Source organism: Bacillus sp. 204(2023) (genome assembly GCF_037027505.1).
Classification (GTDB): domain Bacteria; phylum Bacillota; class Bacilli; order Bacillales; family Bacillaceae; genus Bacillus; species Bacillus subtilis.
The window spans coordinates 52,735-66,861 of sequence record NZ_JAXCHE010000006.1; the positions used below are offsets into that span (position 1 = coordinate 52,735).

General features: G+C 46.4%; 15 protein-coding genes and 1 riboswitch. All 15 genes read left to right on the plus strand.

All coding sequences use genetic code 11. The features are described from left to right. Positions 1-176: 176 nt before the first annotated feature. The 15 genes from WA279_RS13245 to purH all read left to right on the plus strand — a co-directional run bounded on the left by WA279_RS13245 (position 177) and on the right by purH (position 14,113). The gene (locus WA279_RS13245) at positions 177-980 is read left to right on the plus strand and encodes a hypothetical protein (RefSeq protein ID WP_336155586.1); all 804 of its coding nucleotides are present in this window, start codon (positions 177-179) and stop codon (positions 978-980) included. A gap of 158 nt (positions 981-1,138) precedes the next feature. Further along, positions 1,139-1,306 (plus strand): Fur-regulated basic protein FbpA, encoded by a 168-nt coding sequence (locus WA279_RS13250; RefSeq protein WP_003244066.1) that lies wholly within the window; start codon positions 1,139-1,141, stop codon positions 1,304-1,306. Between the two features lie 213 nt (positions 1,307-1,519). After that, positions 1,520-2,074, plus strand: coding sequence for a DUF2179 domain-containing protein (locus WA279_RS13255; RefSeq protein ID WP_015482896.1), 555 nt, complete (start codon positions 1,520-1,522; stop codon positions 2,072-2,074). Continuing rightward, positions 2,074-2,271 carry an NETI motif-containing protein gene (locus WA279_RS13260; RefSeq protein WP_003219403.1) on the plus strand — a complete coding sequence of 66 codons (198 nt, stop codon included), beginning with the start codon at positions 2,074-2,076 and terminating at the stop codon, positions 2,269-2,271. Before WA279_RS13255 ends, WA279_RS13260 begins: the two co-directional genes overlap by 1 nt. Positions 2,272-2,350: 79 nt before the next feature. Beyond that, a riboswitch (purine riboswitch) is annotated at positions 2,351-2,452 on the plus strand. A gap of 140 nt (positions 2,453-2,592) precedes the next feature. Continuing rightward, positions 2,593-3,081, plus strand: a complete 489-nt coding sequence (gene purE / locus WA279_RS13265) for a 5-(carboxyamino)imidazole ribonucleotide mutase (RefSeq protein ID WP_015715436.1) — start codon at positions 2,593-2,595, stop codon at positions 3,079-3,081. Continuing rightward, complete coding sequence (gene purK, locus WA279_RS13270) at positions 3,074-4,216, plus strand: 5-(carboxyamino)imidazole ribonucleotide synthase (RefSeq protein ID WP_336155589.1); 1,143 nt, start codon at positions 3,074-3,076, stop codon at positions 4,214-4,216. The genes purE and purK overlap by 8 nt, the downstream gene beginning before the upstream one ends. Next, positions 4,213-5,508 (plus strand): adenylosuccinate lyase, encoded by a 1,296-nt coding sequence (purB, locus tag WA279_RS13275; RefSeq protein ID WP_014476028.1) that lies wholly within the window; start codon positions 4,213-4,215, stop codon positions 5,506-5,508. The genes purK and purB overlap by 4 nt, the downstream gene beginning before the upstream one ends. A gap of 73 nt (positions 5,509-5,581) precedes the next feature. Further along, complete coding sequence (gene purC, locus WA279_RS13280) at positions 5,582-6,307, plus strand: phosphoribosylaminoimidazolesuccinocarboxamide synthase (RefSeq protein ID WP_217020588.1); 726 nt, start codon at positions 5,582-5,584, stop codon at positions 6,305-6,307. After that, on the plus strand, positions 6,300-6,554 hold the full coding sequence (purS, locus tag WA279_RS13285) for a phosphoribosylformylglycinamidine synthase subunit PurS (RefSeq protein ID WP_003219409.1): 255 nt from the start codon (positions 6,300-6,302) through the stop codon (positions 6,552-6,554). Before purC ends, purS begins: the two co-directional genes overlap by 8 nt. Further along, the gene (gene purQ, locus WA279_RS13290; RefSeq protein WP_003243954.1) at positions 6,551-7,234 is read left to right on the plus strand and encodes a phosphoribosylformylglycinamidine synthase subunit PurQ; all 684 of its coding nucleotides are present in this window, start codon (positions 6,551-6,553) and stop codon (positions 7,232-7,234) included. The genes purS and purQ overlap by 4 nt, the downstream gene beginning before the upstream one ends. Beyond that, entirely contained in the window at positions 7,218-9,446 is a 2,229-nt protein-coding gene (gene purL / locus WA279_RS13295; protein ID WP_049140793.1) for a phosphoribosylformylglycinamidine synthase subunit PurL, read from the plus strand. The genes purQ and purL overlap by 17 nt, the downstream gene beginning before the upstream one ends. Next, on the plus strand, positions 9,422-10,852 hold the full coding sequence (gene purF / locus WA279_RS13300) for an amidophosphoribosyltransferase (protein ID WP_336155592.1): 1,431 nt from the start codon (positions 9,422-9,424) through the stop codon (positions 10,850-10,852). Before purL ends, purF begins: the two co-directional genes overlap by 25 nt. A 101-nt stretch (positions 10,853-10,953) precedes the next feature. Then, positions 10,954-11,994: a phosphoribosylformylglycinamidine cyclo-ligase gene (gene purM / locus WA279_RS13305; RefSeq protein ID WP_336155594.1), complete on the plus strand. Its 1,041-nt coding sequence runs from the start codon at positions 10,954-10,956 to the stop codon at positions 11,992-11,994. After that, positions 11,991-12,578, plus strand: a complete 588-nt coding sequence (gene purN / locus WA279_RS13310; protein ID WP_003233943.1) for a phosphoribosylglycinamide formyltransferase — start codon at positions 11,991-11,993, stop codon at positions 12,576-12,578. Before purM ends, purN begins: the two co-directional genes overlap by 4 nt. After that, positions 12,575-14,113: a bifunctional phosphoribosylaminoimidazolecarboxamide formyltransferase/IMP cyclohydrolase gene (gene purH, locus WA279_RS13315; protein ID WP_335388945.1), complete on the plus strand. Its 1,539-nt coding sequence runs from the start codon at positions 12,575-12,577 to the stop codon at positions 14,111-14,113. The genes purN and purH overlap by 4 nt, the downstream gene beginning before the upstream one ends. The last annotated feature ends 14 nt before the right edge of the window (positions 14,114-14,127 follow it).

Consider the following 14,127-nt stretch of genomic DNA (forward strand, 5'->3'; position numbering starts at 1 on the left):
TTTTGTTGCAAAAGATAAAACCATTTCATACGATATACCGTCATGTAGATGTGCCGCCATGCTTTACTTAAATGGAAATGACTTGACTGTTCAGGAAGGCTTCGGTACCTTATATAAGTGTTTTATTTTCTTGCTGAATGGTATTCCGCCGTATTTTTTTGATAGGAGTTGCTGACATGACGGAAGAAAGAAAAGAAACGTTTGAAGAAGAAATTAACCAGAGTGAAAGAATAGATGCAGATGAAGAACCGCTATCGAGAATGTCCAGAAAGGCGAGCCGGCAAAGCAAGCAGAAGCAAAAACAAAAGCAGAAACCGCGCCAGGAACGCGGTGAATCAACTGTTAAAGACAAGCTTGCGTCTGTTTGGGCAGCCATCAACAGATATTGCGATTTTGCGTTCTCGATTTTAAAATCACCGGTGAAAACTGTCGTAACGGATGGTTTTTCTCATTATAAGTACGGTCTGATTTCAATGCTTATATTCAGTATCATTTTTTCAATTGGGAATTGGTTTCAGTTAAAGGCAAGCTGGAATCGGCCGCTCGGTTTCGGAGAACGCCATCATGCTTTCTATGACGGGTTTTTAGTTGTTCTTGTGTATTTGCTGATCTTTTTCGCGGTAATGGTCTTTGCTATATGGGCTGTCTCCCGCTATATGATGAAGCAGAAGGTGACGTTCAGAGAAGCGGCTGCCGTATTGGGTTCATTGCTTGTACCGATAATTGCTGTTTCAATCCTTTGGTTGATCTTTGCGATCGTGAATATCCCAATGCTGACAGTACTGTTTACGGTGCTGATCTTGTTTTCCATCTTTTTTATCATCGCGCTGTATGTACAGCGTGTGTATCAGGCGGCACAAGATGCACCAATTGATTATATCTATTGTGTATTTGCAGTGGTTGCGATAGCGCTGCTGTTTACAGCAGTGACTTGGCCGTTCATTTCTGAATATTTTACGGCGTCGCTGATTCCGCTTTAACGAAAAAACCGGCTAATCCTAGCCGGTTTTTTTATGTCACACTTTTTACAAATATATCTAAAAAACATAGTTGATTTGTAGGATTAACCCGTGTATGATGGGGAAAATGCTGAAAACGTCCAGCGCAAAAACCTTTATGTTTAAGGAGGATGATGGACATGGCTGATGTACTTCGCCGAGCAATTAACCAAAAGAAGCAATTTTTAAAAACCAAATTACTGCTCTCAGAATTTTATCAAGGAAGAGGGGAACAGCTTGCTGACTACACGCTGAGTGAGCTTGAGAAAGAATACAAGTCCCTTCAGAAAATGAAAAAAGAGATCTGACAATAGATATAAAGAGGTGAGTCTGCTGAAAAGCGGGCTTTTTTGTTTTGATTTTGAAAAGGAGAGAAAGAGGGTAAACTACTACTGTTCAACGCATAAAAGCATGTCGAAATATTTTGCTTAAGCTTACGGGCGAAGCTGATTGTAAACGGCTCATTTCTCTAGTAGAATATGAATGCTTTGTGCAAGCTGAAGAGTAGGGGGATGAATAAAATGATGCAAACCATCTTATCAAATGGGATAGCCATGGTTCTCATAATTCTCATTATTAATATTGTCTATGTGTCATTTTTTACGATAAGAATGATTTTAACGCTGAAAGGACAGCGTTATTTAGCGGCCGGCATCAGTACGATTGAAATACTGGTTTATGTGACAGGGCTGAGTCTGGTGCTCGATAACTTAGACCAGATTCAAAATGTGATCGCGTACGCGCTCGGTTACGGTCTTGGCGTAATTGTCGGCATGAAAATAGAAGAAAAATTGGCGCTTGGCTATATTATGGTCAATGTGATTACGAAGGAGCTCGATCTTGATCTTCCGAAGCAGCTCCGTGAAAAAGGCTACGGCGTGACAAATTGGGTGGCAGGCGGGCTTGAAGGCGACCGCACAGCCCTTCAGATCCTAACGCCGAGAAAATATGAACTCCAGCTATATGATACGATTAAAACACTTGATTCAAAAGCCTTTATTATTGCGTACGAACCAAAAACAATCCACGGCGGCTTCTGGGTCAAAGCGGTGAAGAAGAGGAGAATTAAAGAATAATGGCAAAGCCGAAGAAGAAAAAGTTTGAAGTGACAGAGCAGCAAACGATTGATGCGGTGCTTCAGCAAATGAAAGAAGAAGGATATCTGCCTGTAAGGCGAATGGAAGAGCCTATTTTTATGGAAAAAAAGGAAAATGGGTCAATTCAGATCGTTCCGTGCGGGAAAAAAATCGTATTTGAAGGGAAATTGATCTAAAACACGAACATTAGTAGAATGAATTTTTGTATCGTTCGATAATATCGTTGACATTATCCATGTCCGTTGTTAAGATAAACATGAAATCAAAACACGACCTCATATAATCTTGGGAATATGGCCCATAAGTTTCTACCCGGCAACCGTAAATTGCCGGACTATGCAGGAAAGTGATCGATAAAACTGACATGGATATATCGCAGAAGCGAACGACTGACGATACATGTACCATGCCCGGTTTGTATTGCTTCCTCATAAGTGCAATGCAAAACGGGTATTTTTTATTTTCTGAAAACTAAAGCATGAGAAGGTGGGAACAGAATGCAGCCGCTAGTAGGAATCATCATGGGAAGCACTTCCGATTGGGAGACAATGAAACACGCATGCGACATACTTGACGAACTCAATGTTCCGTACGAAAAAAAGGTCGTTTCCGCTCACCGGACGCCTGATTTCATGTTTGAATATGCTGAAACTGCTAGAGAAAGAGGCATCAAGGTGATTATTGCCGGTGCCGGAGGAGCAGCGCATCTGCCAGGGATGACGGCTGCGAAAACAACACTGCCAGTCATTGGAGTTCCGGTTCAGTCCAAGGCGCTGAACGGAATGGATTCACTTCTTTCCATCGTCCAAATGCCTGGAGGCGTGCCTGTTGCGACAACATCCATCGGCAAAGCGGGTGCTGTGAACGCAGGCCTGTTAGCGGCGCAAATTTTGTCAGCATTTGACGAAGGCCTTGCCCGTAAGCTAGATGAGAGAAGAGAAAATACAAAACAGACAGTGTTAGAAAGCAGTGATCAGCTTGTCTAAACAAATCATCTATCCGGGAGCTGTAATCGGCATTATCGGCGGCGGCCAGCTTGGGAAAATGATGGCTGTGTCCGCCAAACAAATGGGGTATAAAGTCGCGGTCGTTGATCCGGTGAAAGATTCGCCGTGCGGGCAGGTTGCGGATGTCGAAATTACCGCTCATTATAATGACCGTGAAGCGATTCGAAAATTGGCTGAAATCAGCGATATCATCACATATGAGTTTGAAAACATCGACTATGATGCGCTGCATTGGCTAAAAGATCATGCGTATCTCCCGCAAGGAAGTGAGCTGCTGCTCATTACCCAAAACCGTGAAACAGAGAAAAAAGCAATTCAAGCCGCGGGCTGTGAAGTCGCACCGTACAGCATCGTCAAAACAAAGAATGAATTGAAACAGGCGGTACAGGAGCTCGGGTTACCCGCAGTTCTGAAGACATGCCGCGGCGGGTACGACGGCAAAGGCCAATTTGTGATAAAAGAAGAGGCGCAAATGGAGCAGGCAGCCGCTCTGTTAGAACACGGAACTTGCATTCTTGAAAGCTGGGTTTCTTTTAAAATGGAACTGTCGGTGATCGTCGTCAGATCGGTAAACGGTGAAATTTCAACATTTCCGACAGCTGAAAACATTCACCACAACAATATTCTTTTCCAAAGCATCGTGCCCGCACGGGTAGAGAAAGGGATTCAGCAGAAGGCTGCTGATCTAGCAGGTAAGCTTGCAGATGAGCTTAACCTTGTCGGACCGCTTGCAGTTGAGATGTTCCTGACAGAGGACGGAGCGCTTTTGGTCAATGAACTGGCGCCAAGACCGCACAATTCTGGGCATTATACGCTGGACCTTTGCGAGACGAGCCAGTTTGAGCAGCATATCAGAGCGGTATGCGGGCTTCCGCTTGGGAAGACAGAGTTGCTGAAGCCGGGCATGATGGTGAATCTTCTCGGCGATGAAGTGAAGCTTGTTGAGGAAGACCCGGAGCTTTTAAAAGAGGCAAAGCTATATATATACGGAAAACATGAAATCAAAAAAGGCCGCAAAATGGGGCATATTACATTTATGAAGCAGCCTGAAGACGAATGGATTCAGGAGATTACAAATAAATGGATGAATAGAGACGGAGGACAAGCAGAATGATCGAACGTTATTCAAGACCTGAAATGTCCGCGATTTGGACGGATGAAAACAGATTTCAAGCATGGCTGGAGGTAGAGATTCTTGCCTGTGAAGCGTGGGCGGAGCTTGGCGTCATTCCGAAAGAAGATGTAAAGGTTATGCGTGAGAACGCGTCATTTGACATCAACCGCATTTTAGAAATCGAACAGGACACGCGCCATGACGTTGTCGCTTTTACACGCGCCGTTTCCGAATCACTGGGCGAAGAAAGAAAATGGGTGCACTACGGATTAACGTCAACTGACGTTGTTGATACGGCCCTTTCCTACTTATTAAAACAGGCAAACGATATTCTGCTCAAGGATCTTGAGAGATTTGTTGACATTATAAAAGAAAAAGCGAAAGAACATAAATACACAGTCATGATGGGGCGCACGCACGGCGTACACGCTGAGCCTACAACTTTCGGCTTAAAACTTGCGCTTTGGCATGAAGAAATGAAACGTAATCTTGAGCGCTTTAAACAAGCGAAAGCAGGCATTGAGGTTGGAAAGATTTCCGGCGCTGTCGGCACATATGCGAACATTGATCCATTTGTTGAACAATATGTCTGTGAGAAGCTCGGATTGAAAGCAGCACCGATTTCAACTCAAACCCTTCAGCGTGACCGCCATGCTGACTATATGGCGACTCTTGCTTTGATCGCGACAAGCATCGAGAAATTCGCTGTGGAAATCCGCGGACTGCAAAAGAGTGAAACACGTGAAGTTGAGGAATTTTTCGCGAAAGGGCAAAAGGGTTCATCTGCAATGCCGCATAAACGAAATCCGATTGGCTCTGAAAATATGACAGGCATGGCGCGCGTGATCCGCGGCTACATGATGACAGCTTACGAAAATGTTCCATTATGGCATGAGCGCGATATTTCTCACTCTTCAGCAGAACGGATTATTCTTCCGGATGCGACAATTGCGCTGAACTACATGCTGAACCGCTTCTCCAACATTGTGAAGAACTTAACGGTCTTCCCGGAAAACATGAAGCGCAACATGGACCGCACTCTCGGCCTTATCTATTCTCAGCGTGTGCTGCTTGCTTTGATTGACACAGGCCTTACACGTGAAGAAGCCTATGATACAGTTCAGCCGAAAGCAATGGAAGCGTGGGAAAAACAAGTGCCGTTCCGCGAACTTGTGGAAGCGGAAGAGAAAATCACGTCACGTCTTTCTCCGGAAAAAATTGCTGACTGCTTTGATTACAATTACCATCTGAAAAATGTTGATCTGATCTTTGAACGTTTAGGTTTAGCATAGAAGAAGCTTTTAGCGGCTTCTTCTAAGCCGCCGCAGTTTGAAAATTCCCAACATTCGGGTTAGGAGGCCTTCCGTGAATATTGTGAAGAATGAACTTTTATACGAAGGAAAAGCAAAAAAGATCTACAAAACCGATGACGAAAACACGCTGTATGTCGTGTATAAAGACTCCGCTACTGCCTTTAACGGCGAGAAAAAAGCAGAAATAAGCGGGAAAGGGCGCTTAAATAACGAGATTTCAAGCTTGATTTTCAAACACCTTCATGCAAAGGGCATTAACAATCACTTTATCGAGCGCATTTCGGAAACGGAACAGCTCATTCAAAAGGTAACGATCGTGCCGCTTGAAGTCGTCGTCAGAAATGTTGTGGCAGGAAGCATGTCCAAACGTCTCGGCATTCCAGAAGGCACGGAGCTTGAGCAGCCGATTATCGAGTTTTACTACAAGGATGACGCGCTGGGTGATCCGCTCATCACAGAAGATCATATTTGGCTTTTGAAGGCGGCGACTCCTGAGCAGGTAGAAACCATTACGTCCATTACAAAAACAGTAAATGAAGAGCTTCAAAGCATCTTCGACGATTGTCATGTCAGATTAATAGATTTCAAGCTTGAATTCGGTTTAGATGCAGAAGGGCAAGTGCTTTTGGCGGATGAAATTTCTCCTGACACATGCCGCTTGTGGGATAAAGACACGAACGAAAAGCTGGATAAAGATTTATTCAGACGCAATCTGGGAAGCTTAACCGACGCATACGAAGAGATTTTCAAAAGACTGGGAGGCATTCATCATGTATAAAGTAAAAGTTTATGTCAGCTTAAAAGAAAGTGTACTAGATCCACAAGGGAGCGCTGTCCAGCATGCCTTGCACAGTATGACTTATAACGAAGTTCAAGATGTGCGCATCGGGAAATACATGGAGCTTACCATTGAAAAATCTGACCGTGATCTTGACGTGCTAGTGAAAGAAATGTGCGAAAAACTTCTTGCGAACACAGTGATTGAAGATTACAGATACGAGGTTGAGGAGGTAGTCGCACAGTGAAATTTGCGGTGATTGTGTTACCCGGCTCCAACTGTGATATCGATATGTATCATGCTGTAAAGGATGAGCTCGGCCATGAAGTGGAATACGTCTGGCATGAGGAAACAAGTCTTGACGGCTTCGACGGCGTGTTAATTCCGGGAGGATTTTCTTACGGCGATTACTTAAGATGCGGTGCCATCGCCCGATTTGCGAATATTATGCCAGCTGTCAAACAAGCAGCGGCTGAAGGAAAACCTGTTCTTGGCGTCTGTAACGGATTCCAGATTTTACAGGAGCTTGGGCTGCTGCCAGGCGCAATGAGACGCAACAAAGATCTGAAGTTCATTTGCCGTCCGGTTGAATTGATTGTTCAGAACGACGAAACCTTATTCACAGCTTCCTACGAAAAGGGAGAATCGATTACAATCCCGGTTGCCCATGGTGAAGGGAATTTCTACTGTGATGACGAGACGCTTGCTACATTAAAGGAAAACAATCAAATTGCTTTCACATACGGCTCTAATATTAATGGAAGTGTCAGCGACATTGCCGGTGTCGTGAATGAGAAAGGCAATGTATTAGGCATGATGCCTCACCCTGAGCGCGCGGTCGATGAACTGCTTGGAAGCGCCGACGGTCTTAAATTGTTCCAGTCTATCGTGAAAAATTGGAGGGAAACTCATGTCACTACTGCTTGAACCAAGTAAAGAACAAATAAAAGAAGAGAAACTGTATCAGCAAATGGGTGTCAGTGATGATGAGTTTGCATTGATAGAATCCATTCTTGGAAGATTGCCGAACTACACAGAAATCGGAATTTTTTCTGTCATGTGGTCTGAGCATTGCAGCTATAAAAACTCAAAGCCGATTCTGCGTAAATTCCCGACAAGCGGCGAGCGTGTGCTGCAGGGGCCGGGGGAAGGCGCCGGAATCGTTGATATCGGTGATAACCAAGCGGTTGTGTTCAAAATTGAATCCCATAACCACCCATCAGCTCTCGAGCCTTACCAAGGCGCTGCGACTGGCGTAGGCGGAATTATCCGTGATGTATTCTCAATGGGTGCACGCCCAATCGCTGTATTGAACTCTCTTCGATTTGGTGAACTGACTTCACCACGCGTGAAGTACTTGTTTGAAGAAGTAGTAGCGGGTATCGCCGGATACGGCAACTGTATCGGTATCCCGACAGTCGGCGGAGAGGTGCAGTTTGACAGCAGCTATGAAGGAAATCCGCTCGTCAACGCCATGTGCGTCGGTTTAATCAACCATGAAGACATCAAAAAAGGCCAGGCGAAGGGTGTCGGCAACACAGTAATGTACGTAGGAGCGAAAACAGGGCGTGACGGCATCCACGGCGCTACGTTTGCTTCTGAAGAAATGTCAGACTCGTCTGAAGAGAAGCGTTCTGCTGTCCAAGTCGGCGATCCGTTTATGGAGAAGCTTTTGCTTGAAGCATGTCTGGAAGTCATCCAATGCGACGCCTTAGTCGGCATTCAGGATATGGGAGCTGCCGGTTTAACAAGCTCAAGTGCAGAAATGGCAAGTAAAGCCGGTTCTGGCATTGAAATGAACCTTGACCTGATTCCTCAGCGAGAAACAGGCATGACCGCGTATGAAATGATGCTTTCTGAATCACAAGAACGGATGCTTTTGGTTATTGAGCGCGGACGTGAGCAGGAAATCATCGATATTTTTGACAAGTATGATCTTGAAGCGGTTTCTGTCGGACATGTGACAGATGATAAAATGCTTCGCCTGACACACAAAGGAGAGGTTGTGTGCGAGCTGCCTGTTGATGCCTTGGCAGAAGAAGCACCGGTTTACCATAAGCCTTCTCAAGAGCCTGCTTATTATCGCGAGTTTTTGGAAACGGACGTTCCGGCTCCGCAAATTGAAGATGCGAATGAAACGCTGAAGGCCCTTCTTCAGCAGCCGACGATTGCGAGTAAAGAGTGGGTTTATGATCAGTATGACTACATGGTGCGCACGAATACAGTTGTCGCTCCTGGGTCTGATGCTGGTGTTCTCAGAATCCGCGGAACGAAAAAGGCGCTGGCGATGACGACAGACTGTAACGCGCGTTATCTCTATCTTGATCCTGAAGTCGGAGGGAAAATTGCTGTCGCTGAAGCAGCGCGCAACATCATTTGCTCAGGCGCAGAACCGCTTGCGGTCACAGATAACCTTAACTTCGGAAACCCGGAGAAGCCGGAAATCTTCTGGCAGATCGAAAAAGCGGCAGACGGCATAAGCGAAGCGTGCAATGTTCTCAGCACACCGGTTATCGGCGGTAACGTATCGCTTTATAACGAATCAAACGGCACGGCGATCTATCCGACACCAGTTATCGGCATGGTTGGCTTAATTGAAGATACAGCACACATTACAACACAGCATTTCAAACAAGCGGGAGATCTCGTATATGTGATCGGTGAAACAAAACCAGAGTTTGCCGGAAGCGAGCTGCAAAAAATGACAGAAGGCCGTATTTACGGCAAAGCGCCGCAAATCGATCTTGATGTAGAGCTGTCTCGTCAAAAAGCACTGCTTGACGCGATTAAAAAAGGCTTCGTTCAATCTGCGCATGATGTGTCTGAAGGCGGCTTAGGCGTAGCGATTGCGGAAAGTGTCATGACGACGGAAAACCTTGGCGCTAATGTGACTGTAGAAGGGGAAGCGGCATTATTATTCTCTGAATCTCAATCCCGCTTCGTTGTTTCAGTGAAAAAAGAACATCAAGAAGCGTTTGAAGCAACTGTCAAAGATGCGGTTCATATTGGTGAGGTAACGGCTGACGGAATTCTGGCGATTCAAAACCAAGATGGACAACAAATGATTCATGCGCAAACGAAAGAGCTTGAACGCGTATGGAAAGGAGCTATCCCATGCTTGCTGAAATCAAAGGCTTAAATGAAGAATGCGGCGTTTTTGGGATTTGGGGACATGAAGAAGCCCCGCAGATCACGTATTACGGTCTCCACAGCCTTCAGCACAGAGGACAGGAGGGTGCGGGCATCGTAGCGACTGATGGTGAAAAGCTGACGGCTCACAAAGGCCAAGGGCTGATCACTGAAGTATTTCAAAACGGCGAACTCAGCAAAGTAAAGGGAAAAGGCGCTATCGGGCACGTTCGGTACGCAACGGCTGGAGGCGGCGGATACGAAAATGTTCAGCCGCTCCTCTTCCGTTCCCAAAACAACGGCAGCCTGGCGCTTGCTCATAACGGAAATCTTGTCAACGCCACTCAGCTGAAGCAGCAGCTCGAAAATCAAGGGAGCATCTTTCAAACCTCTTCGGATACAGAGGTTTTGGCTCACCTGATCAAAAGAAGCGGACACTTCACGCTGAAGGACCAAATTAAAAACTCGCTTTCTATGCTGAAAGGCGCCTATGCGTTCCTGATCATGACCGAAACAGAAATGATTGTCGCACTTGATCCGAACGGGCTGAGACCGCTATCCATCGGCATGATGAGCGACGCTTATGTGGTTGCATCAGAAACATGCGCATTTGACGTCGTCGGCGCAACGTACCTTCGCGAGGTAGAGCCGGGGGAAATGCTGATCATTAATGATGAAGGCATGAAATCAGAGCGTTTTTCCATGAATATCAATCGTTCCATTTGCAGCATGGAATACATTTATTTCTCCAGGCCAGACAGCAATATTGACGGTATTAACGTACACAGTGCCCGTAAAAACCTTGGAAAAATGCTGGCTCAGGAATCCGCAGTTGAAGCTGACGTCGTAACCGGGGTTCCGGATTCTAGTATTTCTGCGGCGATCGGCTATGCAGAGGCAACAGGCATTCCGTATGAGCTCGGTTTAATCAAAAACCGCTATGTCGGCAGAACGTTTATTCAGCCGTCCCAGGCTCTACGAGAGCAAGGCGTCAGAATGAAGCTGTCTGCGGTGCGCGGGGTTGTAGAAGGCAAACGCGTCGTGATGGTGGATGACTCTATCGTACGCGGAACAACTAGCCGCCGGATTGTCACGATGCTTAGAGAAGCGGGTGCGACAGAGGTGCATGTGAAAATCAGTTCACCGCCGATCGCTCATCCGTGCTTTTACGGCATTGATACGTCCACACATGAAGAATTAATCGCGTCTTCGCATTCTGTTGAAGAAATCCGTCAGGAAATCGGAGCCGATACCCTCTCATTTTTGAGTGTGGAAGGGCTGCTGAAAGGCATCGGCAGAAAATACGATGACTCGAATTGCGGACAGTGTCTCGCTTGCTTTACAGGAAAATATCCGACTGAAATTTACCAGGATACAGTGCTTCCTCACGTAAAAGAAGCAGTATTAACCAAATAAAACTTGAAAAATGACATAAAGGCAGCGCAGTTCGGCTGCCTTTCTCTTTCTGCCCTCGTTCGGGGAGATATTTTGAAAAGCGCCTTAAAGGAGTGAATAGGATGTCTGAAGCATATAAAAACGCAGGAGTTGACATCGAAGCCGGATATGAAGCTGTAAAACGAATGAAAAAACACGTGGAGCGCACGAAACGGCTTGGCGTTATGGGCAGCCTTGGCGGTTTTGGCGGTATGTTTGACCTGTCTGAGCTTTCTTATCAAAAGCCAGTTCTCATTTCGGGAACGGACGGTGTCGGCACAAAATTAAAGCTCGCTTTTTCCATGGATAAGCATGACACAATCGGCGTGGACGCTGTTGCGATGTGTGTCAACGACGTGCTGGCACAAGGTGCAGAGCCGCTGTTTTTCCTCGATTATTTAGCAGTCGGCAAAGCGGACCCAGTGAAAATTGAACAGATTGTACAAGGTGTTGCGGAAGGCTGTGAGCAGTCAGGTTCAGCCTTAGTCGGCGGTGAAACGGCTGAAATGCCGGGACTCTATACAGCTGATGAATACGATATTGCCGGTTTCTCAGTCGGAGTGGCAGAAAAGGACGAAATCGTGACTGGAGAAAACATTGAAGAGGGCCATCTGTTGATCGGCCTCAGCTCCAGCGGCCTTCACAGCAACGGCTTTTCCCTTGTCAGAAAAGTGCTTCTGGAAGATGCGGAGCTGGACCTCGATACAACATATGAGCCGTTTGAACGCCCGCTTGGCGAGGAATTGCTTGAACCGACAAGGATTTATGTGAAGCCTGTGCTTGCCGCGGTCAAAAGCGGAAAAATCGACGGCATGGCGCACGTGACAGGCGGAGGATTTATTGAAAATATTCCGCGTATGCTTCCGGAAGGCTTAAGTGCGGAAATTGATCATGGCTCATGGCCGATCCCGCCAATTTTTTCTTTCTTGCAAGAGTACGGCCAGCTAAAGGAAGAAGACATGTTCAACGTCTTTAATATGGGTATCGGTTTTGTTTTGGCTGTCAAAGAAGAGCATCTGACAGATGTGATCGGAACGCTTGAAAGCCATGGCGAAAAAGCCTATTTAATCGGGCGTGTGAAAAAAGGTGAAGGCGTCACATTCGGCGGTGCGGCACTTTCATGAAAAAGTTTGCGGTATTTGCATCAGGAAACGGTTCAAACTTCGAAGCAATCGTTACGCGTTTGAAGGAGGAGAACTGGGATGCGTCAGCAGCGCTCCTCGTTTGCGACAAACCGCAGGCGAAAGTCATCGAACGGGCGGAAGCATTCCACATTCCATCCTTTGCATTTGAGCCGAAGTCTTATGAAAACAAGGCTGCATTTGAACAAGCCATCATTGAACAGCTTCGTCTTCACGAGGTTGAATTGGTTGTTCTTGCCGGCTATATGAGGCTGATCGGTGATACGCTCCTTCAAGCATATGGAGGAAAAATCATTAACATTCACCCGTCGCTACTTCCGGCGTTTCCTGGAATCGACGCAGTCGGACAGGCATACCGGGCGGGTGTGAAGGTGGCCGGAATCACCGTGCATTATGTCGATGAAGGAATGGATACAGGTCCGATCATCGCTCAAAAGGCAATCGAAATTGATGAACATGATACATTGGAAACAATCGAACAGCGGATTCACAAGCTTGAGCATAAATGGTATCCGAGTGTGATTAAACAGCTATTAGGATTAAATAACAGAGGTGAAAAGGCATGACAATTAAACGTGCGTTAATCAGTGTTTCAGATAAAACAAATCTCGTTCCTTTCGTAAAAGAACTGACAGATCTTGGCGTTGAAGTCATCTCCACAGGCGGAACGAAAAAGCTTCTTCAAGAAAACGGTGTGGATGTGATCGGAATTTCTGAAGTGACAGGCTTCCCTGAAATTATGGACGGCCGGTTAAAAACCCTTCACCCGAATATTCACGGCGGCCTTCTGGCGGTTCGCGGCAATGAAGAGCATATGGCGCAGATCAATGAACACGGGATTCAGCCGATTGACCTCGTTGTCGTCAACCTCTATCCATTTAAAGAAACGATTTCTAAGGAAGACGTCACATATGAAGAAGCGATCGAAAATATCGACATCGGCGGACCTGGCATGCTGCGTGCGGCATCAAAGAACCATCAGGATGTCACGGTTATCGTCGATCCGGCCGATTACAGCCCAGTGCTGAATCAAATCAAAGAAGAAGGCAGCGTATCTCTTCAGAAAAAACGCGAGCTCGCGGCAAAAGTATTCCGTCATACTGCGGCATATGATGCACTGATCGCTGACTATCTGACAAATGTTGTCGGTGAAAAAGAACCAGAGCAATTCACTGTGACATTTGAGAAAAAACAATCGCTTCGCTATGGAGAAAACCCGCATCAGGAAGCAACTTTCTATCAAACAGCTCTTCCTGTCAAAGGCTCCATTGCGCAAGCAGAACAGCTTCACGGAAAAGAGCTTTCTTACAACAACATTAAAGACGCGGATGCGGCAGTTCAAATCGTTCGTGAATTCACTGAACCTGCTGCTGTTGCCGTGAAGCATATGAACCCGTGCGGCGTGGGAACAGGAAAAACGATCGCTGAAGCGTTTGACAGAGCGTTTGAAGCGGATAAAACATCTATCTTCGGCGGCATTATCGCGTTGAACCGTGAAGTGGACAAGGCAACTGCCGAAGCGCTTCACAACATTTTCTTAGAAATCATCATTGCGCCTTCATTCAGCCAAGAAGCGCTCGACGTCCTGACTGCGAAGAAAAATCTCCGTCTGCTGACGCTTGACGTATCCGCCGCTGTTCAAAAGGAAAAACAGCTGACATCTGTTCAAGGCGGGCTGCTGATTCAAGATTTAGATATGCACGGCTTCGATGATGCTGAGATTAGCATTCCGACAAAAAGAGAGCCGAACGAGCAAGAGTGGGAAGACTTGAAGCTTGCTTGGAAAGTCGTGAAGCATGTGAAATCAAATGCGATTGTTCTCGCAAAGGACAACATGACAGTCGGCGTGGGAGCAGGCCAAATGAACCGCGTCGGATCGGCAAAAATCGCCATCGAGCAAGCAGGGGAAAAAGCGAAGGGCAGCGCGCTCGGATCTGATGCATTTTTCCCAATGCCGGATACTGTTGAAGAAGCAGCAGAAGCGGGCGTTACGGCTATCATTCAGCCGGGGGGATCTGTGCGTGACGAGGATTCCATCAAAAAAGCGGATGAATACGGCATTGCCATGGTATTCACCGGCATCAGACACTTCAAACATTAAGGGGATGAAAACGA